At 72.0% G+C, this 20,852-nt stretch carries 22 protein-coding genes; 10 read left to right on the forward strand and 12 right to left on the reverse strand.

The genetic code is table 11. The features are described from left to right. Nucleotides 1-5: 5 nt before the first annotated feature. From msrA to KZC56_RS04620, 10 genes are all read right to left on the reverse strand, one after another. Entirely contained in the window at nucleotides 6-551 is a 546-nt protein-coding gene (gene msrA, locus KZC56_RS04575; protein WP_136028560.1) for a peptide-methionine (S)-S-oxide reductase MsrA, read from the reverse strand. After that, nucleotides 548-1,042 (reverse strand): peptide-methionine (R)-S-oxide reductase MsrB, encoded by a 495-nt coding sequence (gene msrB, locus KZC56_RS04580; protein ID WP_136028559.1) that lies wholly within the window; start codon nucleotides 1,040-1,042, stop codon nucleotides 548-550. Before msrB ends, msrA begins: the two co-directional genes overlap by 4 nt. A 108-nt stretch (nucleotides 1,043-1,150) precedes the next feature. Further along, on the reverse strand, nucleotides 1,151-2,071 hold the full coding sequence (locus KZC56_RS04585; RefSeq protein WP_247637971.1) for a DUF4862 family protein: 921 nt from the start codon (nucleotides 2,069-2,071) through the stop codon (nucleotides 1,151-1,153). Beyond that, nucleotides 2,068-2,754, reverse strand: a complete 687-nt coding sequence (locus tag KZC56_RS04590) for an N-acetylmannosamine-6-phosphate 2-epimerase (RefSeq protein ID WP_247637972.1) — start codon at nucleotides 2,752-2,754, stop codon at nucleotides 2,068-2,070. The genes KZC56_RS04585 and KZC56_RS04590 overlap by 4 nt, the downstream gene beginning before the upstream one ends. Further along, complete coding sequence (locus KZC56_RS04595; RefSeq protein WP_247637973.1) at nucleotides 2,751-3,683, reverse strand: ROK family protein; 933 nt, start codon at nucleotides 3,681-3,683, stop codon at nucleotides 2,751-2,753. The genes KZC56_RS04590 and KZC56_RS04595 overlap by 4 nt, the downstream gene beginning before the upstream one ends. Then, a complete protein-coding gene (locus KZC56_RS04600) occupies nucleotides 3,683-4,627 on the reverse strand; it encodes a dihydrodipicolinate synthase family protein (RefSeq protein WP_136035578.1) in 945 nt (314 codons plus the stop codon). The genes KZC56_RS04595 and KZC56_RS04600 overlap by 1 nt, the downstream gene beginning before the upstream one ends. Nucleotides 4,628-4,645: 18 nt before the next feature. Further along, nucleotides 4,646-5,446 (reverse strand): ABC transporter ATP-binding protein, encoded by an 801-nt coding sequence (locus KZC56_RS04605; RefSeq protein ID WP_136035577.1) that lies wholly within the window; start codon nucleotides 5,444-5,446, stop codon nucleotides 4,646-4,648. After that, nucleotides 5,443-7,494, reverse strand: a complete 2,052-nt coding sequence (locus KZC56_RS04610) for a dipeptide/oligopeptide/nickel ABC transporter permease/ATP-binding protein (protein WP_247637974.1) — start codon at nucleotides 7,492-7,494, stop codon at nucleotides 5,443-5,445. Before KZC56_RS04610 ends, KZC56_RS04605 begins: the two co-directional genes overlap by 4 nt. A 1-nt stretch (nucleotide 7,495) precedes the next feature. Next, nucleotides 7,496-8,452, reverse strand: a complete 957-nt coding sequence (locus tag KZC56_RS04615) for an ABC transporter permease (protein WP_136031948.1) — start codon at nucleotides 8,450-8,452, stop codon at nucleotides 7,496-7,498. Nucleotides 8,453-8,530: 78 nt separating this feature from the next. After that, nucleotides 8,531-10,129, reverse strand: coding sequence for an ABC transporter substrate-binding protein (locus KZC56_RS04620; RefSeq protein ID WP_136031946.1), 1,599 nt, complete (start codon nucleotides 10,127-10,129; stop codon nucleotides 8,531-8,533). Between the two features lie 128 nt (nucleotides 10,130-10,257). Here KZC56_RS04620 and KZC56_RS04625 point away from each other — a divergent pair, with 128 nt between their 5' ends. From KZC56_RS04625 to KZC56_RS04650, 6 genes are all read left to right on the forward strand, one after another. Further along, the gene (locus KZC56_RS04625; RefSeq protein ID WP_240745299.1) at nucleotides 10,258-10,980 is read left to right on the forward strand and encodes a FadR/GntR family transcriptional regulator; all 723 of its coding nucleotides are present in this window, start codon (nucleotides 10,258-10,260) and stop codon (nucleotides 10,978-10,980) included. Between the two features lie 49 nt (nucleotides 10,981-11,029). Next, nucleotides 11,030-11,947 (forward strand): DUF808 domain-containing protein, encoded by a 918-nt coding sequence (locus KZC56_RS04630; protein ID WP_247637975.1) that lies wholly within the window; start codon nucleotides 11,030-11,032, stop codon nucleotides 11,945-11,947. Between the two features lie 66 nt (nucleotides 11,948-12,013). Continuing rightward, the gene (locus KZC56_RS04635) at nucleotides 12,014-13,219 is read left to right on the forward strand and encodes a hypothetical protein (protein WP_247637976.1); all 1,206 of its coding nucleotides are present in this window, start codon (nucleotides 12,014-12,016) and stop codon (nucleotides 13,217-13,219) included. 192 nt (nucleotides 13,220-13,411) lie between these two features. Next, on the forward strand, nucleotides 13,412-13,951 hold the full coding sequence (locus KZC56_RS04640; protein ID WP_136031939.1) for a GNAT family N-acetyltransferase: 540 nt from the start codon (nucleotides 13,412-13,414) through the stop codon (nucleotides 13,949-13,951). 5 nt (nucleotides 13,952-13,956) lie between these two features. Further along, a complete protein-coding gene (gene pnuC / locus KZC56_RS04645; RefSeq protein WP_247637977.1) occupies nucleotides 13,957-14,667 on the forward strand; it encodes a nicotinamide riboside transporter PnuC in 711 nt (236 codons plus the stop codon). A 109-nt stretch (nucleotides 14,668-14,776) separates the two neighbouring features. Continuing rightward, nucleotides 14,777-16,159 carry an LLM class flavin-dependent oxidoreductase gene (locus KZC56_RS04650; protein WP_247637978.1) on the forward strand — a complete coding sequence of 461 codons (1,383 nt, stop codon included), beginning with the start codon at nucleotides 14,777-14,779 and terminating at the stop codon, nucleotides 16,157-16,159. 6 nt (nucleotides 16,160-16,165) lie between these two features. Here the strand turns inward: KZC56_RS04650 and KZC56_RS04655 are convergent, their stop codons facing one another. After that, the gene (locus KZC56_RS04655) at nucleotides 16,166-16,342 is read right to left on the reverse strand and encodes a hypothetical protein (protein ID WP_168443063.1); all 177 of its coding nucleotides are present in this window, start codon (nucleotides 16,340-16,342) and stop codon (nucleotides 16,166-16,168) included. Continuing rightward, nucleotides 16,339-17,142: a MerR family transcriptional regulator gene (locus KZC56_RS04660; RefSeq protein WP_247637979.1), complete on the reverse strand. Its 804-nt coding sequence runs from the start codon at nucleotides 17,140-17,142 to the stop codon at nucleotides 16,339-16,341. Before KZC56_RS04660 ends, KZC56_RS04655 begins: the two co-directional genes overlap by 4 nt. Nucleotides 17,143-17,316: 174 nt before the next feature. Between KZC56_RS04660 and KZC56_RS04665 the strand changes: the two genes are divergently transcribed. The 4 genes from KZC56_RS04665 (at nucleotide 17,317) to KZC56_RS04680 (ending at nucleotide 20,844) form a co-directional block, all read left to right on the forward strand. Next, nucleotides 17,317-17,847, forward strand: a complete 531-nt coding sequence (locus tag KZC56_RS04665; RefSeq protein WP_247637980.1) for a putative immunity protein — start codon at nucleotides 17,317-17,319, stop codon at nucleotides 17,845-17,847. A gap of 57 nt (nucleotides 17,848-17,904) precedes the next feature. Further along, entirely contained in the window at nucleotides 17,905-18,582 is a 678-nt protein-coding gene (locus tag KZC56_RS04670) for a response regulator transcription factor (protein ID WP_136030477.1), read from the forward strand. Continuing rightward, the gene (locus tag KZC56_RS04675) at nucleotides 18,575-19,891 is read left to right on the forward strand and encodes a sensor histidine kinase (RefSeq protein WP_247637981.1); all 1,317 of its coding nucleotides are present in this window, start codon (nucleotides 18,575-18,577) and stop codon (nucleotides 19,889-19,891) included. Before KZC56_RS04670 ends, KZC56_RS04675 begins: the two co-directional genes overlap by 8 nt. 77 nt (nucleotides 19,892-19,968) lie before the next feature. Continuing rightward, nucleotides 19,969-20,844: a hypothetical protein gene (locus KZC56_RS04680; protein WP_247637982.1), complete on the forward strand. Its 876-nt coding sequence runs from the start codon at nucleotides 19,969-19,971 to the stop codon at nucleotides 20,842-20,844. Nucleotides 20,845-20,852: the final 8 nt, after the last annotated feature.

Here is a 20,852-nt window from a genome sequence, read left to right on the forward strand (position 1 = left end):
CGCGGTCAGCTCGCGGTGGCGTCCTCACGCTTCGGCAGCACCCAGCCCGCGCGCGGGAAGTGGCACGTGTAGCCGTTCGGGTACTTGATCAGGTAGTCCTGGTGCTCCTCCTCGGCCTGCCAGAACGGCCCGGCGGGCTCGATGGTGGTGACGGCCTTCGCCGGCCACAGCCCGGAGGCGTCGACGTCGGCGATCGTGTCGCGCGCGACCTGCTCCTGCTCGGGGGTGAGCGGGAAGATCGCGGAGCGGTAGCTCGACCCGATGTCGTTGCCCTGACGGTTCAGCGTCGACGGGTCGTGGATCTGGAAGAAGAACGCGAGGATGTCGCGGTAGGTCGTCTGGGTCGGGTCGAACACGATCTCGACCGCCTCCGCGTGACCGGGGTGGTTGCGGTAGGTGGCGTGGTCGTTCTCGCCACCGGTGTAGCCCACGCGGGTGTCGAGCACCCCGGGCTGGCGGCGGATCAGGTCTTCCATGCCCCAGAAGCAGCCGCCCGCCAGCACGGCGGTCTCGGTCCCGGGGGTGCGGGTGATGGTTCCGGTGTCGGTCATGACTGCTCCTCAGCGGTGTCGGGGGTGTCGGGTGTCGTGGTGGGGTCCGCGGCGAAGAGGCGGCTGTAGCGACCGTACCCCTCCTCCTCCAGCCTGTCAGCCGGGATGAAGCGCAGGGCCGCGGAGTTCATGCAGTAGCGCAGGCCGCCCTCGGCCGCCGGTCCGTCGTCGAACACGTGACCCAGGTGGCTGTCGGCTCCGGTCGAGCGGGCCTCGGTGCGGGTCATCCACAGCGTTCGGTCGGTCTTGGTGGTCACGGCCTCGGCGTCGATCGGGCGCGTGAAGCTCGGCCAGCCGGTGCCGCTGTCGTACTTGTCGCGGGACGAGAACAGCGGCTGCCCGGAGACCACGTCGACGTAGATGCCGTCGTCGTGGGTGTTCCAGTAGGCGTTGCGGAAGGGCGGCTCGGTGGCGTCCTGCTGCGTCACCTCGTACTGCAGGTTCGTCAGGGCGCTGACCGCCTCGGGGGTCTTGCCGTAGTCGTTCGACATGAGTGGCTCCTTGTCCGGCGCCGCTGGCTGCGGCGTCATAGAGGAGAACCCGTACCGTCCCCGTTTCGGTCCCGCGGGGCTGGGAGCGGGCTGTGAGTTTTCGACGGCTCAGGCGGAGGCGCGCACGAGGTCCAGGTTCGCGGAGGCGGTGCGGAGGATGTCGGCGACCGTGCGGTCGTCGGGGCGGCGCGCGACCTTCAGGCCGAGCCACGCGACGTCGCCGGCGGCGGTGAGGGCCGCCGCGACGTGGGCGCGGTCGAGCAGAGAGCGCGACGCGGGGTGGGTCTCCGCGATCGGGAGGTGCGCGTCGATCCACGGGTAGCCGTAGGGGCTCTCCACGGGGGCGGCGCCGGAGAGGGCGAGCCCGGTCAGCAGGCCGGACGCCGCGGCGTCGGCGATCTGCGCGGTGACCGCGTCGGCATCGCGGAGCTCGATCGCGGAGCGCCCCCAGTTCAGCCACAGCCCCACCGGGACGTCGGCGAGGCGGATCGCGGCGATCTCGTCCGCGAGGGGCAGGAACCCCTTCTCGGGCGTCCGGTCCGGCACGTGCGCGTCGCAGTGTTCGATCGCCAGGACGGCTCCGGACCAGTCGAGCGCGGTCACCTCGTCGAGCGACCGGGCGAGGGCGGCGGCGTCTCCGGTCGCGCGCGGCGCGGTGTGCAGCGTGACCACCGCCACGTGGGCGGCGCTCTCGTCGCGGAGCCGGACGACGTCGGCGGCCACCCGGCGCAGATCGGCGACCGCGGCCGCGCGGCCCTCGGCGTCGGGCGACGCGAGACCGTAGCGGGGGTCCTCCCCCACGCGGCGCATCACGAACGGCACGGGCGTGACCGCGAGCGGCACCCCGGGCACGTGCGCGAGGAACCAGTCGTCGTCGTGCGGGTGGAGGCCGCCCATCCACGGCACCTCGAGCCCCGCGACCCCGGGAAGGGCGCAGAGCGCCGGCAGCAGCTCGGCCTCCAGCGCCGGATCCCACTGGGCGTGGGCGGGCGAGAGCGGGTAGGCGCTGACGAGCAGCGGTGCGGTCACGCCCTGGCCTCCGCGATGCCGTCGACGAACCACGACGTGAGGGTGGACGGGTGCGTGATCGCGGTGCCCACGCACACGGAGGCGGCACCGGCGCGGAGGGCCGCGGCGGCGTGCTCCGGGCGGTGGACGCGGCCCTCCGCCACGATCGGACGGGTGCAGCGCCCGGCGATCAGCTCGATCAGCTCCAGGTCGGGCCCGTCGGTCTTCGGCCGCTCGCCCGTGTACCCGGAGAGCGTGGTGCCGAGCAGGTCCGCCCCCGCCTCCTCCGCGGCGACCGCGTCGTCGAGCGAGCCGCAGTCGGCCATGATCAGCGCGTCGGTGTGGGCGCGGAGCCCGGCGATCGTCTGCGCGAGCGTGAGGCCGTCCGGCCGCGGTCGACGGGTGCCGTCGATCGCGACGATGTCGGCCCCGGCATCCGCCACGGCCTGCGCGTGTGCCAGGGTCGGGGTGATGAAGACGTCGGACTCGCCGTCCTTCCACAGGCCGACGACCGGCACCGGGAGGTCGGCGACCGCGCGGATGTCGTCGATGCCCTGCACCCGGATGCCCGCAGCACCGCCGGCGAGGGCGGCCGCGGCGACCTGCGCCATGGTGCGCGGGTCGCGCATGGCCTCGCCGGGGTAGGCCTGGCACGAGACGATCAGGCCGCCGCGCAGCCGGTCGATGGTGTCGGTGAATCTCATGAGTTCCTCCAGGCCGATGCGGCGGCTCCCCGCAGCGGTGCGTCATCGCCGAGCGCACCCGGCAGGATCGGGGTGGACTGCAGCGCGTCGATGGCCTCGGCGCGGTACGCGGCGCGCATCGGACCCCACCACGCCTCGCCGATGTTCGGCACGCCCCCGGTGACGACGAAGCGCTCCGGGTCGAGGATCGTGGCGGCACCCGCGAGCGCACGGCCCACGGCGGCCGCGGACTCCTCGAGCGCGCGCCGGGCCACGGGGTCTCCGGCGGCGGCCGCGGTCGCGACACCGCGGGCGTCGCGGATCGTGGGGTCGCCACCGAGCGACAGGAAGTGCCGGTGCATGCCGATGCCGGAGCCGATCGCCTCCAGGTGACCGCGGCGACCGCAGGGGCAGCGCAGATGCTCGGCCCCGGGTGTCGGGAGGTGCGCGATCTCGCCCGCCACGTGATGGGCGCCGCGCGCCGCGCGGCCGTCGAGGATCAGCCCGGCGCCGACGCCCGTGCCGACCGCGACGATCAGGGCGCTCGCGGCCCCGGACGCCGCGCCGTGGCGGTGCTCCCCGGCGGCATGGGCGTCGACGTCGTTCTGCACGGCGACCACGGCGTCGGGCTGCAGCCGCGGACCGAGGGCCGCGCGCACGAGGGCGGCGAGCGGGGTGCCCGGCCAGTCGGCGAACGTGTCGGTGGCCGACACGATGGTGCCCGTCGACGCGTCGACGACCCCGGCCGTGCCGATGCCGACACCCGCGAGCGTCGTGCCATCGGGGAGCAGCCGCTCGGCCAGCGCGGCCACGGTCGCGACGACCGCGGCCGGCCCCTCGGCGGCGGGCGTGGGGGCCACCTCGGTGCGCAGCAGCACGTCCGAACGGTCGGCGACCGCCGCGGCCGTCTTGGTGCCGCCGATGTCGACGGCGAGGACGACCTCGCCCATCACACCGCGACCGGGAGCAGCCCGAGCTCGTCGAGGATGGCGCGGATGCCGGCGACCGCGTCGGCGTCGAGCGCCTGCACCGTGTCGGCCATGGTCGCGTGGTCGATGATGCCGCGGGCGTGCATGGCCGCCTTGAACGCGCCGACCCCGGTCGCGTCGCCGGAGAGGCCCCGCGGCTGGAACACGATGTCGAACAGGCGGTTGATGCGCTCCTGCTCGGCGCGGGCGGCCGTCCAGTCGCCCTGCTGCGCGGCGTTCCACAGGCGCACGTAGCCCGCAGCCTCGACGTTCGCGAGGCCCGGGACCACGCCGGCCGCGCCGACCAGGGCCATCGCGTCGACCACGACCTCGTGCCCGGTGAGCAGCTGCAGCGGGCGGCCGGCCGCCTCGTTCGCGGCGACCAGGCGGCGGAACGACACGTCGTCGCCCGAGGAGTCCTTCACACCCTGGATCACGCCCTCGGTGCCCAGCTGCACGAGCAGGTCGACCCCGAGCTTCGTGTGCACCCGGACGGGTACGTCATAGGCCCACAGCGGGGCGTCGATCGCGGCGGCGATGGTGCGGAAGTGGTCGGCGACCTCGGCGGCCGAGTTGAGCGTGTACAGCGGGGCGGTGGTGACGATGGCCTGCGCACCCGCCTCGACCAGGCGGCGGGCGGTCTCGATGATGCGCGGGGCGGTCAGCTCGATGGCGCCCGCGATCACCGGCACCCGGCCGGCGTTCGCGGCGACGATCGTGCGCAGCAGCTCGACGCGCTGGTCGTCGGTGAAGTACGCGGTCTCCCCGGTCGAGCCGAGCGCGAAGAGGCCGGAGACGCCCTCGTCGATCAGCCGTTCGACCAGCCGGGTGAGGGAGGCGTGGTCGATCGTGCCGTCCGGCAGGAGCGGGGTGGCGACGGGAGGGACGACGCCGGAGAACGAAGGGGCGGGGGAAGCAGAGGACATGTGTGTGTTCCGGTCGTTTCAGTGGTGGGGTTCGAGCAGCGAGGGCGCGGCGCCCAGCAGCGTTCTGGTGTAGGGATCGGCGGGATCGTCGAACACGCGGGCCGCGTCGCCGAACTCGACGACCTTCCCCCTGTTCATCACGGCGATCTCGTCGGAGAGGTAGCGCACGGTCTGGATGTCGTGGGAGATGAAGACCATGCCGAGGCCGAGCTGCTCCTTCAGGTCGGTGAGCAGGTTCAGGATCTGCGCGCGCACCGACACGTCGAGCGCGGAGGTGGGCTCGTCCGCGACGATCACCTGCGGGTCGAGCACCAGCGCACGGGCGATCGCGACGCGCTGCCGCTGCCCGCCCGAGAGCTGGCTGGGCAGGGCGTCGAGCGCGGAGGCGGGGAGCCCGACGAGCCCGACCAGGTCGCGCACCTTCCGCGACCGGGTCGCGGCGGTGCCGAGGCGGTGGACCTGCAGCGGGTCGAGCAGCGCGTCGCGCACCGTCATGCGGGCGTTCAGCGCGGTCGCGGGGTCTTGGAACACCACCGAGAGGATGCGTCCGAGGCGCTTGCGCACGGCGGGGGTGAACGAGCGCACGGGCTCGCCGTCGAACACGACCTGCCCGCTGGTGGGCTTCTCGAGTCCGATCAGCACCTTGGCCGAGGTCGACTTGCCCGATCCGGACTCGCCCACGATGCCGAGGGTCTGGCCGCGGCGCACCGTGAGGGAGACGCCGTCGAGCGCGTCGACGTAGCGGGGCCGGAACAGCGATGACGCCCGGGTCTTGTAGCGGACGTGCACGTCCTGCAGCTGGATGACGGGGTCGCTCATCGTCCTGCTCCGATCGCCTCGACGGGCGCATCGTCGGGATGCGCGGAGTAGTAGTGCTCTGTGCCCTCGATGTGCCGCCGCACGGGCTCCACACCCGCGTACCGGGCGGGGTCGGACGAGCGCGGCGCGAAGCGGTCGCCTGCGGGGAAGTCGCGTGGCGACGGCACGACGCCCGACACCTGGTGCAGCCGGTCGGATCCGGCCTCGATCGACAGCACGGCCCCCAGGAGGCCCTGCGTGTACTCGTGCACCGGCTGCGTGAGCACCTCGCGCGTGGTGCCCTGCTCGACCACCTGCCCCGCGTACATGACGGTGATGCGGTGCGACAGCTCCGCGACCAGGGCGAGGTCGTGGGATACGAACACGAGCGCGAAGCCGAGCTCGCGCTGCAGCCGCATCAGCAGTTCCACGACCTGGGCCTGCACGGTCACGTCGAGGGCCGTGGTGGGCTCGTCGGCGATCACCAGGCGCGGGTCGCGCGTGAGGGCCATGGCGATCAGCACGCGCTGCCGCTGACCGCCCGACAGCTCGTGCGGGTACGAGGCGAGGGTGCGCTGCGGATCGAGCCCGACCAGCTCCAGCAGCTCCTCGGCGGTGCGGGTGCCGCCGCGCGAGGTCAGCTGCTTCATCTGCGAGCGGATCAGCATCGCCGGGTTCAGCGAGCTCAGTGCGTCCTGGTAGACCATCGCGATGTCGTGTCCGCGGAGGGCGTTGCGCTCCCTCGGGGACATCTGCAGCAGGTCCTTGCCGTCGAACAGGATGCGTCCGCGGAGGTCGGCCTTCGGGTCGAGCAGGCCCATGATCGCGAGCGAGGTGATGGACTTGCCGCAGCCCGACTCGCCCACGAGCGACATCGTCTCGCCGGGGCGCACGGTGAAGCTGACGTGGTCGACCACGTTCACGTCGCCGTGTCGCGGGAAGGAGATGCACAGGTCCTGCACCTCGAGCAGCGGGGCCTGGTCGCCCGTGTAGACGAGGCGGTCGGTGCGGTCGAGCTCGCGGGCGCGCAGCTCGGCCAGGCGCGCGGCGAGCGGCACGGCCTCGGCGGTGGGCACGAGCACGTCGGGCACGCCGCTGGGCACGGACAGGTTCACGGACGTGTCGACGGTGGGGATCACGTGCGTGTCGTCGGGGGCGGCCGCGGCCTCCAGCTCCTGCGTCGACTCCTCGGTGTTCGCGGCGTCCGCGGTGACCTTGCGGGCGCGCGGCGACACCATCGCGTCGGTCATGCCCTCGGACAGGATGTTGAGGCACAGGACCGTGATCATGATGAGGATGCCGGGGAAGAAGGTCGCCCACCACGCACCGCTCATGAGGAGGTTGCGGCCGGCGGCGATCACGTTGCCCCAGGACGGCTCGGGGTCGGGCACCCCGGCCTGGAGGAACGACAGCGATGCCTCGAACACGATCGCGTCGGCGACGAGCACCGTGGCGAACACGAGCACGGGGGCCATCGCGTTGCGGGCGACGTGCCGCACGATGATGCGCGGGGTGCCCGCTCCCATCACCCGCACGGCGGAGACGTAGTCCTCGCCGTACTGGTCGAGGATGTTGGCGCGCACGATGCGGGTCAACTGGGGCACATAGAGGAACGCGATGGTGAGGACCAGCACCGGGAGGGACTTGCCGAACACGGCCACGAACACGGCGGCGAGCGCGATGCCGGGGAACGACATGATGACGTCCATGACGCGCATCAGCGTCTCGGAGATCCACTTGGGCGCGGTCGCGGCGATCGTGCCGAGCACACAGGCGACGGCGAGGGCCACGAGGGTCGCGCCCAGGCCGATCACGAGCGAGTAGCGGGCGCCGTAGACCAGGCGCGAGAAGATGTCGCGGCCCTGACGGTCGGTGCCGAACCAGTGCTCGGGGCTCGGCGGCTGCACGGGGGTGCCCGAGGCCAGCGGGTCGTAGGGCGAGATCAGCGGCGCCAGGACGGCGGCCAGCGCGATGAGCGCGAGCACCGTCAGGCAGATGATCGAGCCGAGGGAGAGGCGGCCCCAGCGGAGGCCGGGGACGGAGAGTCGTTCCGTGAGTCTGCGTCGCATGTCACACCGCCCGGATTCGAGGATTGATGAGCACGTACAGGAGGTCGACGATGATGTTGATCACGACGAACGCGAGGGCGACCGCGAGCGTCACTCCCTGCACGAGGTTGGGTTCGTTGTTGGTGACGCCGTTGAGGATCAGCGTTCCCATGCCGGGGATCGCGAAGATGATCTCGATCACCACGGCCCCGCCGAGCAGGTAGCCGATGCGCAGGCCGAGCACGGTGACGGGGGTGATGAGGGCGTTGCGCAGCACATTGCGGCCGACCACGATCACGCGGGGGATCCCGGCGCCGAGCGCGGTGCGCACGTAGTCGCGGTCGAGCTCCTCGACCATCGAGGTGCGTACGACGCGCGAGAGCTGGCCGATCACGGGGACGGCGAGGGCGACGGCGGGGAGCGTCATGCGGGCGAGCCAGCCCGACGGATCGGTCCAGAAGTCGGGCAGGGGGCCGGACGCCGGCAGCAGTCCGAGCCCGAGCGTGAAGAGCTGGATGAGCAGGATCGCGAGCCAGAACGAGGGCGTGGAGAGGGCGGCGACGCCGAACACGCGGATGACCTGGTCGGGCCAGCGGTCGCGGTAGACGGCGGCGAGCACACCGATCGCGAACGCCACGATCACCGCGATGAGCAGGCCGAGGAAGGTCAGCGCCAGGGTCACGGGGAACGCGCGGGCCACCTCGTCGATCACGGGCAGGCTGCGGGCGGAGTAGGTGCCGAGGTCGCCCTGCACGAGGCCGAACAGGAAGTTCACGTAGCGCACGAACAGCGGAAGGTTCAGTCCGTGCTCTTCGCGGTAGGCCTCGAGGGCTTCGGGGGACGCGGTCTCGCCGAGCGCGGTGCGCGCCGGGTCGACGGGCGAGAACGACATCACGAAGAAGACCAGGAACGTGATGCCGAGGATCATCAGCGGCAGCTGCAGCAGTCGCCGGCCGATGAGGCGGAGCGTGTTGGACACGTGCCGCTCCTTCCGGGTGGGGGTGGTGGCGGGGACGCGCTCTTCGGGCGAGCGCGCCCCCGCGGGGTGGGGCCGGGGCTACTTCGCCGCCACGCCGACGTCGAGGAACGACAGGCCGGTGGTGGGGACGGGCTGGAAGCCGACGAGCTCCTGGCTGCTCCAGGCGGTGGGCAGCTTGCGGTGGAACAGCGGGTACAGCACGGCCTGGTCGGAGATCAGGTCGAACGCCTGGTCCCAGGTCTTCTGCTGCTCGTCGCCCTCCTGGGTCACGGCGGTGTCGAGCAGCGTGCGCAGCTCGGCGTACTCGGGCGAGTCGGCCCAGGCGGTGCGCGTCTGGGTCCAGACGTTCTCGCCGTACCACCAGTTCATGAGCAGGTCGGGGTCGACGCCGAACACCGACGGGTCACCGGGGGCGATGGCGACGGTGTAGTCGCCGGAGTCGATCTTCTCGTACATCGACGCGGACTGGCTGATGTCGAGCGTGGTGTCGATGCCGATCGCGTCGAGCGACTCCTTGATGAGCGGGGCGACCTCCTTGACCCAGCCGGTGTCGGTCATGCGGAGCGTGATGGCGAGGTCGGAGACCCCGGCCTCGTCGAGCAGCTCCTTCGCCTTGTCGGGGTCGTAGGTGTAGACGGTGGACGCCTCGTGGTAGTTCGGGTAGTCCTCGGGCAGGAACGAGGTGGCGGGGGTGGCGTTGCCGAGCATGCCGGTCTCGATGATCTTGTCCATGTCGAGCGCGTAGTGCAGCGCCTGGCGCACGCGCACGTCGTCGAAGGGCGCGGCCTTCGTGTTGAACATCATGAACAGCAGGCCGAACGACTGCACGCTCTCCACGTCGGCGGAGGCGGCGAGCGCGTCGGCGTCGATGTAGGGCACGTCCTCGATGGCCTGCACGGTGCCGGTCGACATCGCGGTGACGCGGGCGGAGGCGTCGGCGAGCAGGTTCCAGTTCATGCCGGCGGCGAGCGCGGGGCGCGGGCCGTTGTAGTCGTCGTAGCGCTCGAAGACGAGCTTGTCCTCGGGCACCGCGGACACCAGGGAGTACGGGCCGGATCCGACGGGGTTCGCACCGAAGTCCTCGGGGTCGGCCTCGACCACGGCCTTCGGCACGATCTTGACGACGCCGAGGCGGTCGTCGATCAGCGAGAACGGGTAGTCGGTGGTGATGCGGACGGTGTCCTCGTCGACGGCGGTGACGGTGTCGATGAAGTCGACGAACGAGCGGAACAGCGAGTTGTTGGCCGGGTCGAGCACGCGCTCGTAGCTGAAGACCACGTCGTCGGCGGTGACCGGGTCGCCGTTCTGGAACGTGGCGCCCTCGCGGAGGTCGATCTCGTAGGTGGTGTCGTCGACCTTGGTCGGGAAGTCGGCGGCGAGCGCGGGGGCGGCCTCCTGCGTGACCGGGTCGAGGTCGACGAGGCCCTCGAAGATGTGCCAGTTGGCGGAGACCGTGACCGCGCCGGAGGCGACCATCGGGTCGAAGCTGCCGTTGAGCGTGTAGGAGATGCCGGCCTCGATGATGCCGTCGGGGTCGACCTCGCTCGCGGCGGGGCTCTCGTCCGGCGTGCTGGCGGCGCCGCCGCCGCAGCCGGCGAGGGCGAGGGACGCGGCGACCGTGCCGGCGACCGCCATCGCGAATCGACCCGCGCGGCGGCGGGTGATGTGTCGGTTCATGTGTGCTCCAGGGTGAAGGGGGGACATCTTGAGGACATCTGATGTCTGATGTACTCTAAACACACGTTCGATCAGATCACAAGAGTGAGATGATCGGAGCGTTTTCTGTCAGGCACGAGAGGGGCCCCATGAAGTCCACCACGGGGAGGGCATCGCGCATGCGCCGTGCCACGACGGCCGACCAGATCAAGCAGCTCATCCTCACGCGCGGGCTCACCCCCGGCGACCCGCTGCCCACCGAGGCCGAGCTGTGCGAGGAGCTCGACGTGTCGCGCTCCTCCGTCCGCGAGGCCATCCGCACGCTCTCCACGCTCGACATCGTCGACGTCCGCCACGGCCACGGCACCTACGTCGGCCCGATGTCGCTCGACCCGATGGTGGAGGCGCTCGTGTTCCGCGGCGTGCTCTCGCCCGAGGGGTCGCTGCAGGCGCTGCGCGAGGTGGTGGAGGTGCGCCTCGCCCTCGACCTGTCGATGGCCGAGCGCGTGGTCGAGGCCGCCCAGGCACAGGAGGATCCGGAGCTGGACGAGCTCGTGGCCGACATGGTCGACAAGGCCGGGCGCGGCGAGTACTTCCTCGAAGAGGACAGGGCTTTCCACACCCGGCTGTTCGGCGCGATCGACAACCGCCTGGTCGGACAGCTCGTCGGCGCGTTCTGGGACGTGCACACCGCGGTGCTCCCGCAGCTCGGCATCGCCCAGCCCGACGACATCACCCAGACCGCCCAGGCGCACGGCGACATGCTCGACGCGGCACGCGCCGGCGACGTGGAGCGGTACCGCCGGGCCGTGATCGAGCACTACCAGCCGCTGCAGCGCGTACTCGCCACCGCGGAGGACGCACGGGCCTGACCCCGGGAGTCGGTAGTCTGACCTTCCCCCCACCGGAAAGAGGACTGCCATGTCCGTTGGACTGCTCGCCGTCGTCGACGACATCCTGAGCGCGGCCATGAAGGCCTCCGCCAAGGCCGCCGGCGTCGTGATCGACGACGCCGCCGTCACCCCGCAGTACGTGCAGGGCATCACGCCGGCGCGTGAGCTCCCGGTGGTGGGGAAGATCGCGCTCGGGTCGCTGGTGAACAAGTTCGTCATCATCATCCCGATCGCGCTGCTGCTCACGGCGTTCGCCCCGTGGGTGCTCCCGTACCTGCTGATCCTGGGGGGCTCGTACCTGTGCTTCGAGGGCGCCGAGAAGGTGCTCGAGTGGTTCGGGGTGCAGCACGGTCATGCCGACGAGGGCGCGCGCGACGAGCGCAAGCTCGTGTTCGGCGCCATCCGCACCGACCTCATCCTGTCAACCGAGATCATGCTCATCTCGCTGGCCAGCCTCGACAAGGGCCTCGACGTCTGGTCGACACTGGCGATCCTCGCCGTGATCGCGCTGCTGATGACGGTGGCCGTGTACGGGGTGGTCGCGCTGCTGGTGAAGATCGACGACATCGGCCTGAAGATGGCGAAGAACCCGGTGCAGCGGGTGCGCCACACCGGCACCCGGATCGTGCGGTCGATGCCGGCGGTGTTCCGCTTCATCAGCGTGCTGGGCACGGTCGCGATGCTCTGGGTCGGCGGTCACCTGGTGCTGATCAACCTCGGCGAGGTCGGCCTGCACGCCCCCGCCGATCTGCTGCACGCGGTCGAGCACGCGCTCGAACCCCTCGGCGGCGTCGTGGTGTGGATCGTCGACACCCTCATCTCCGCGATCGCCGGCCTCGTGTGGGGCCTCGTGATCGTCGGGATCGTGCTGGGCATCGCGCGCCTCTTCGGCAAGAAGCCGAGCTTCCACGAGGGCGAGACCTCCCCCGCCGACGTCCACGCCTGAGCGGATCGCACCCGGGGAGACCGGTCGTACCAGGGGATGGCAGGGGTGAAATGTTAGATTTCACCGATGCGCCCACGTCCGCCGTCGCCGATCACCGTCACCTCCTTCGCTGCAGACCGGTGGTTCCGGGCGCAGGGGCTCCCGACCTTCGTGCCCTGGCGTCGCTGGTTCCATGACATCGTGCCGCGGTCGGCGCCGCTCATCGCCGCCGCGTCCGTCTACTGGACCCTCGCGGGCGACGGGATCGACGACTTCTCGTTCGCCCTGCACCTGCTCGTGGAGACCAAGGACGGCACGGGCCTCGCGTTCGCGATCCTCGCCGCGCTGCTGACCAGTCTCGTCCTCGCCTGGGCCGGGTTCGCCGTGGTGCGCGTCACGCTCCGCCACCTGCGCGGGGTTCGACGCACGGCGGCCGCGATGGTGGTCATCGCTCTCTGCGCTGCCGGCATGATGCTCGAAGGAGGCGTCACCGAGGGCGCGCCCGCAGCGCCGGTCGCGGAATCCCTCTCGATCGTCGCGGGGAGCGTGCTGCTGGTCGCGTTCGGCGGCGGCGCGCTGCTGTCGTGGGCCACGAGGCTCGCAGCCCGCAACCTCGCCGCGATCGGGCACATGGCGACCATCGCACTTCCCGTCATCCTCATGCTCGTGCTGTTCGCGTTCTTCTCGGTCGAGGTCTGGCAGATGGCATCCGTGCTGTCGTGGTCCGCGCTCGGGCTCCTGGCACTGGTGGTGGCCGCGCTCGCCGGCGCGGTCGTGCTGCAGGTGAGCGCGACCGAGGTCGACCCGGCGACGCTCGCGCTCACCGTCGACGAGGAGCGCGACCTGCTGCGGGGCACACCGGCCGAGGGTCGCCCGGCGTCGACGGATCCGGCGTCGACCGTCGGCCATCCGCAGCGGATCAACATGCTGCTCGCGATGACCCTCGCGCACCTCGTCCAGGCGGCCGTCTTCGCTCTGCTGCTCGCCGTGCTGCTCGTTCTCATCGGGGTGATCGCCGTTCCTCCGGATCTCGCGCAGACCTGGCTGGGTGATCCCACGTCGGTGCATGCGCTCGTGGTGCAGCCGCTCGTGGTGCAGGGCGTGGCACTTCCGCTCACGGTCAACCTCCTCAAGGCGGCGACGCTGGTCGCCATCGTCTCGGCGCTGCCGTTCGTGTTCTCGGCCGTGAGCGAGAGCCGCTACCGCGCCCGCTTCTCGGAACCGATCGTGGCCGACATACGACGCGCGATCCTCGTCCGCGCTGCGCTGTCCGACTCCGAGCGCATCGGCTGACCGCCGGGGCCACGGCGGGTCGCCCGACCAGCCCGGGCGCTGCGCTTCACCCCCGGCGGGCCGCGCCGAATCGGTCGGCCTCGACCCCGCGGGCCTGTTCCCCACCCTGTCCATGACGCGACGCGCTGGTCACCCCCGATAGAGTGCGGAACGTGACTGCATCCCCGTCTCGACCCTGCTGGTGAGCGCCCCATGACCGCCGTGCAGCTCAGGCCAGCCCACGATGCCGACCTCGACACGATCACCGAGATCCACAACCACGCCGTCGTGCACACCACGGCGATCTGGAACGAGGAGGCGGTGGACCGCGCCGACCGCGCCGCGTGGCTCGCCGACCGGACCGCCCGCGGATACCCGGTGATCGTCGCCGCCGACGACACCGGCGTGCTCGGCTACGCGTCGTACGCGCAGTGGCGGCCGCACAGCGGCTACCGGCTCACGGTCGAGCACTCCGTCTACGTGCGGGGTGATCAGCGCGGCCGCGGCATCGGCCGAGCGCTCATGGAGGAGCTCATCGCACACGCGCGCACCGCCGGGATGCACGTGATGATCGGCGGGGTGGAGAGCGGGAACGCGGCGTCGATCGCCCTGCACGAGCGCCTCGGCTTCCGCGAGGTCGGACGCATGCCGCAGGTGGGCGCGAAGTTCGGCCGCTGGCTCGACCTCAGCATGCTGCAGCTCGTGCTCGACGACCGCCCCTCGCCCGACGCGCGCCCCGGCACCGAGGACTGACGCCGGTGGACCTGCTGCAGTGGCTCGTCGACGCCTTCAATTCGCAGTGGCTGCTGCCGGGCGGGCAGACCCTGCTGGTGCGCGAAGTGGTGGGCAACGCGTTCGGGCTGGCGAGCGCGCTCGGCGGCATGCGGCGCAAGGTGTGGGCGTGGCCGGTCGGCATCGTCGGCAACCTGCTGCTGCTGACCGTGTTCCTCGGTTCGGCGCTCAGCCCCGACCCCTCGCTCCCCCACCTGCTCGGCCAGGCCGGCCGGCAGGTCATGTTCATCGCCGTCGCGGTGTACGGCTGGATCCGCTGGCGCAACGCCGAGGGCGGCCGCGTGGTGCCGCGGTGGGCGCCGACGAGCGCCCGCGTCGGAATCGTGCTGGTGATGATCGCCGGCACGGTCGCGCTCACCCCGGTGTTCCGCGCGCTCGGGTCGTGGGAGCCGGTGTGGGCCGACGCCTGGACGTTCGTCGGCTCGCTCCTGGCCACGTACGGCATGGCGAAGGGGTGGACGGAGTTCTGGCTCATCTGGATCGCCGTGGACGTGGTCGGCGTGCCGCTGCTGTTCAGCTCCGGCTACTACGCGACCGGCCTCATGTACGTGTTCTACGGCGTGTTCACCGCGGTCGGGTTCGTGATCTGGTGGCGGGCGCAGCGCCGTGCCGACCACGGGATCGAGATCCTGCCTCCCGACCCCAGCCCCCGACGCCTCGACGAGGACGCCCCCTGACCCGCCGCGACGTCTACGACCGCTGACCCCGCCCGCCGCCCTCGCGATTGTTTCGGTGCGTGTCGGCGGTGCTCGACCGCGGCCCCGTGTGTCCCGTTTCATGGGTCGCATGACCCGACAGATCCGCTTCAACGCCTTCGACATGAACTGCGTCGCCCACCAGTCGTCCGGGCTGTGGCGGCACCCCGACGACCGGTCGCGGCAGTACAACACGATCTCGTACTGGACCGAGCTGGCGACACTGCTGGAGAGCGCGACCTTCGACGGCATCTTCATCGCCGACGTGCTCGGCACCTACGACGTGTACGGCGGCACCAACGAGGCCGCGATCCGCAACGGCGCCCAGGTGCCGGTGAACGACCCGATCCTGCTCGTGAGCGCGATGGCCGCGGTGACCGAGCACCTCGGCTTCGGCATCACGGCCGGCACGGCGTTCGAGCACCCCTACCCGTTCGCACGGCGGCTCAGCACGCTCGACCACCTCACGCAGGGCCGCATCGGCTGGAACGTCGTCACCGGCTACCTGCCCAGCGCCGCCCGCAACATGGGCCAGGAGGATCAGCTCGGTCATGACGACCGCTACGACCACGCCGACGAGTACGTCGAGGTGCTGTACAAGCTGTGGGAGGGGTCGTGGGAGGACGACGCCGTGGTCGAGGACCGCGAGCGCGGCATCTTCACCGACCCCGCCAAGGTGCACCCGATCCGGCACGAGGGCACGCACTTCCGCGTGCCGGGCATCCACATCTCCGAGCCGTCGCCGCAGCGCACCCCCGTCATCTACCAGGCCGGTGCGAGCCCCCGCGGCGTGCGGTTCGCGGCCGAGAACGCCGAGGCGATCTTCGTCGCCGCCCCGTCGAAGGAGGTGCTGGCCGGCACCGTGAAGCGCATCCGCGACGCCCTCGAGGCGGCGGGACGCGACCGCTACGACGCCCGCATCTACACGCTGTTGACCGTGATCACCGCGGCCACGAGCGAGGAGGCGACCGCGAAGCACGCGGAGTACCTGTCGTATGCGAGTCCCGAGGGTGCCCTCACGTTCATGTCGGGCTGGATGGGCGTCGACCTGTCGCAGTACGGCGAAGACGAACCCGTGGGGAACGTGGAGTCCAACGCGATCCAGTCGGTGCTCCAGCACCTGAAGGAGGAGGCGGATCTCGGCCGGGAGTGGACGGTCGGCGACTTCGGGCGACACAACGCCATCGGCGGACTCGGACCCACGGTCGTCGGCTCGGGCGAGGAGATCGCCGACGAACTGCAGTCGTGGGTGGAGCAGACCGACATCGACGGCTTCAACCTCGCCTACGCGGTCACGCCCGGCACGTGGCAGGACGTGATCGAGCACGTGATCCCGGTGCTGCGCGAGCGCGGCGCGTACCCCGAGGAGTACACGCCCGGCACGCTGCGCCACAAGCTCCACGGGCGCGGCGACCGCGTGCAGGACACGCACCGCGCCGCGCAGTACCGCGTGGGGGCGGCGGCGCGGGCCTGAGCGGCGTCAGTCGGCGTCGCGGGAGAACAGGTTCCGCAGCACGAGGAACACCACGACGGCCACGACCGCGACGATCGCGAGCTTCGCGATGAACCACAGCACCGAGAACAGGGCGCTGACGATCCACCACGCGATCACGACAGCGAGGATCACGCCGAGCACGGTCCAGATGTTCTTGGTCATACGTCCAGCCTAGGGGCGCGGGCCGCGGGATCCTCCCCTCCCGGACCGCCGGCTCCGGCGGGCGTCGCGGTGTCCGCGCCGCCCGCGCGGTCGGTGTCGGCGAGCAGTGCATGCAGGCTGCCCGCCGCCGCCAGCAGCGCGACGCTGCGGCGGGTGAGGGCGTCGAGCCGGGCGGCGAGGATGCTCTGCAGCCCTCCGTTCTCGCCGTGCGTCCGCAGCTCCTCCAGGATCCGGGTGATGGCCGGGATCCCGTAGCCGCCCGACCGGAGTGCGGCGACCACGCGGGCCTCGGTGATCGCGCCCGAGCCGTAGCGGCGGGCGCTCCTGCCGTCGCGCATCGGGCGGATGAGCCCCTCGTGCTCCCAGTGGCGCAGCGCCGAGGTCCGCACGCCGAGGGCCTGGGCGAGCTCACCGACCGTCATCTCGTCGGCGTCGTCGAACACGTCGTCGGCGTCGGACACCGCGACCTCCAGACCGCGCAGCGCCTCCCGCAGCCGGCTGCGCTCGTCGGCGAGGTCGGCGTGGAGGGCGTCGACGCGCTCGGCGGCCCGTTCGACCGAGGACCGGATGAGCATCGGCATGAGCGCGCGGGCCGCCACCGGACCGATGGCCGCGGCCAGCTCCCGGTACGCCCGCGCCGCGGTCTCGTGCCGTGCACCGTAGCGCCGGTAGCCGTTCGCCGCGCGGACCGCCGGGGGAATGATGCCGAGCCGCTCCAGGTCGCGGACCTGCTGCACCGAGTAGCCGACGCTCCGACCGATCTCCGCCGTGCTCCTGACCCGCTCTGGAGGGTTGCTCACCCGTAACCCCCTGTTCTCCGCAGCCAAGACTCCATAGGCACTGCAACCGGACCATTGAAGCATGGACAGACAGCAGATCATCGAGGCCGTGCGATCGTTCGACGGCGCGCTCGCCATGACACCGCAGCCGGGGAGCGAGTTCCCTGAGCTGTCGTGGGGCCGAGGGCGGTGACCGTGGGCACCGCTCAGGGCATGACCGAGGGGCAGCGCCGGACCGTCGCCGTGTGGGCCGCGGACTGCGCCGACCGCGTGCTGCCGTTGTTCGAGGCGGACGCCCCCGGCGATGACCGCCCACGCGACGCCATCGCCAGGACCAGGGCCTTCGCACGCGGGGAGCTCTCCGCCGCGGGTGAGATCCGGCGGCGGTTCGTGGCAGGCCGGGCGGCGGGGAGTGCCGCGACCCCGGCCGGACGAGCGGCCGCGCGTGCCGCCGCCCAGGCCGCGGGGGTGGCGCACATGGGAGCGCATGCACTCGGGGCGGCCGCGTATGCCGCGGTCGCCGTGGGGCTCGCGCATCCCGACGACCCCCGCGCCCGCGACCGGGAGGTGACGCAGCAGCTCGCCCTCCTCTCCCCCGCCGCAGCCTCGGCCCTGCGCTCCCTGCCCCTCCTCGGCACCGACACCGTCGGACCGCTCGGCCCCGGGCTGCTGGCCGCGGGCGACCTCGGCGCGGTGATCCGGCGGGTGCAGGCCGCACTCGCCTGACCCCGCTGCACGCCGCGCTTCAGCGGCGATTCAGCGTCGAGCCGCCACACTGGGGTGATGCGGATCCTGGTGGTGGACGACGAGGTGCGCCTGGCGGAGGGCGTGCGTCGGGGGCTCGAGGCCGAGGGCTTCGCGGTCGACGTGGCACACAACGGGGTCGACGGACTGTGGCGGGCACGGGAGACGCGGTACGACGCGATCGTGCTCGACCTGATGATGCCCGGCATGAGCGGCTGGAAGGTGTGCGAGGCGCTGCGGGCGGAGGAGAACTGGACGCCCGTGCTCATGCTCACCGCGAAGGACGGCGAGTGGGATCAGGTCGAGGCCCTCGAGACCGGCGCCGACGACTACGTCACGAAGCCGTTCTCGTTCGCGATCCTGGTCGCACGGCTGCGGGCCCTGGTGCGCCGCGGGGCCGTTGCCCGTCCCACCGTGCTGGAGGCCGGGGATCTGCGCCTGGATCCCGCGGCGCATCACGTATGGCGCGGCGACACGCCGATCAGCCTCACGGCCAGGGAGTTCGCGGTGCTCGAGCACCTGATGCGGCACCGCGGCCAGGTGCTCTCCAAGCGCGACCTGATCGCGGGGGTCTGGGACGACGACTTCGACGGCGACCCGAACATCGTCGAGGTGTACGTCGGCCATCTGCGGCGCAAGGTGGACAAGCCGTTCGGGCGCGCGGCTATCGAGACCATCCGCGGGGCGGGCTACCGGCTGGCGGCCGACGGTGGCTAGCCGGTTCCTCCGTTCGGTGCGCGGCCGGACGACGCTCGGCGCGACGGTAGTCGTGGCGGTGGCCCTGCTGATCGGCGCCTTCTCCTTCTACGGCGTGCTCAGCGCGAGCATCCACGGCGCCAGGGAGCGCGCCGCCGAGCAGCGCCTGGAGGAGCTGGTGCAGCGCTTCGAGGGTCCGGGGCGCCCCGGTCCCGAGCTGCTCGACGACGACATCGTGCAGCTGATCGGACGCGACGGGACCGTGCGTCGCGCGAGCGAGGAGGCGCAGGAGCTCCTCGGATCGGGGTCGCTGCCCGTGCACGACGACCCGCGCAGCTTCGTGATCGACGGCGAGCGGATGGTGGTCGTGTCGGACGACCTCGACGACGGTGAGAGCCTGGTGCTGGCGGTGCCGATGGAGGACGACGCGGAGACGCTCGCCACGGTCGCGACGCTGTTGGCCGTCGCCGTCCCCGCTTTGCTGGTGCTCGTCGCCGCGACCACCTGGCTCGTCACGGGGCGGGCCCTGCGTCCGGTCTCGCGCATCCGCACGGAGGTCGACGGCATCACGGCGGAGCGCCTCGACCGCCGCGTGCCCGTGCCCGACACGGGCGACGAGATCGCGTCCCTCGCGACCACGATGAACGGCATGCTCGACCGGCTCGACGCCGCCGCGACCGCCCAGCGCCGCTTCGTGTCCGACGCCTCGCACGAGCTGCGGTCGCCGCTCGCGACCATCCGTCAGCACGCCGAGCTGGCACAGTCGCACCCCGAGGTCACGAGCATCCGCGAGCTCGCCGACGTGGCGTCGGAGGAGGGCCTGCGCCTGCAGGGCATCGTCGAGTCACTCCTGCTGCTGGCCCGCCTCGACGAGGGGGTGGCGGGTGCCGCGGAGCCGGTGGACCTCGACGACATCGCCCTCACCGAGGTGCGACGCCTGCGCGCGGCGGGGCTCGACGTGGACGGGTCGGGCATCGGCGCCGCCCGGGTGTCGGGCGACCCCCGGCTGCTCGCGCAGCTCGTGCGCAACCTCGCCGACAACGCCGCCCGCCACGCCCGCGGTCGTCTGGCGATCGGGGTCACCACGGTGCAGCAGCACGTGTTCCTGACCGTGGAGGACGACGGGTCGGGCGTGCCGGCGGCCGAGCGGGAGCGGATCTTCGAGCGGTTCGTGCGACTCGACGAGGCGCGCAGCCGTGATGCGGGCGGCAGCGGTCTGGGCCTGGCGATCGCCCGCAGCATCGCGACCGCGGCGCACGGCACCGTCACGGTGGACGACTCGCGATGGGGCGGGGCGCGGTTCGTCGTGACCCTGCCCTCCGCGGACTGAGACGCCGCACGGCATTCCTGAAGAGCGCTTCAGGACGCTTCAGGGTGGCTTCAGCGCCCCCGCGAGACCATCGGGACATGGACGACAAGAACCCCACCCCCGAGAACCCCACCCCGGAGCAGCCCGGCACCCCGGAGCAGCCCGCCGCCGCGCAGAGCCCGGCCCCCGCGCAGCCCGACGCGACCCCCGCCGCCGACGCCCCCACCGTTCCGGTCGAGCCGACCGCGCCCGCCGCCGCACAGCCCGCCCCCGCTTCCACGGCGCCCGCAGGCGAGGCGACTCCCCCGGCGAAGCCCGGACGCAAGCGCGCCTTGCTCATCGGCGGTGGCATCGCCGCGGCCGTGCTGCTCGCGGGTGGCGGAGTGGCTGTCGGCGCGGCGATCGGCGATGAGTTCGGCGACGACGACCACCCGTCGATGGAGGGACCGCGCCACGGCGACCACCGCGACGGCGACCACGGCCCCCGCGACGACGACGGTCCGCGCGAGGGCGACCGCGACGACCGGCCGGCCGGTGCGGGTGGACCGGTGACCGGTATCGGCACGGCCTCGATCGACGAGCTGCTCGACATCGCCGAGGCGGCGCGTGGAGCCGCGGACGGCGAGGTGACCTCGATCGACGCGAAGCGCGACGGCACGTGGGAGGTGCAGCTGACCACGGCCACGGGCGACGAGAGCGACGTGCGCGTGGACGACGACCTGAAGGCGTCCGTCGTGGCGACCGAGAAGGCGGACGACGACGACACGGGGCCGACGCTCACGCTCGACGACGAGACCATCCGGGCGCTGGTCGAGGCCGCGCTCGCGGAGGCCGACGGCATGATCACCGACCTCGACGTCGACGCCGACGATGTGAGCCCCTACGACGCCTCCGTGCTCACGGCGGACAACCGCTCGGTCGACATCGAGTTCGATGCCTCCTTCGCCGTGGTCGGCACGGACCTCGACGACTGAGACGCGGC

Source organism: Microbacterium sufflavum, from assembly GCF_023091155.1.
Taxonomy (GTDB): domain Bacteria; phylum Actinomycetota; class Actinomycetes; order Actinomycetales; family Microbacteriaceae; genus Microbacterium; species Microbacterium sufflavum.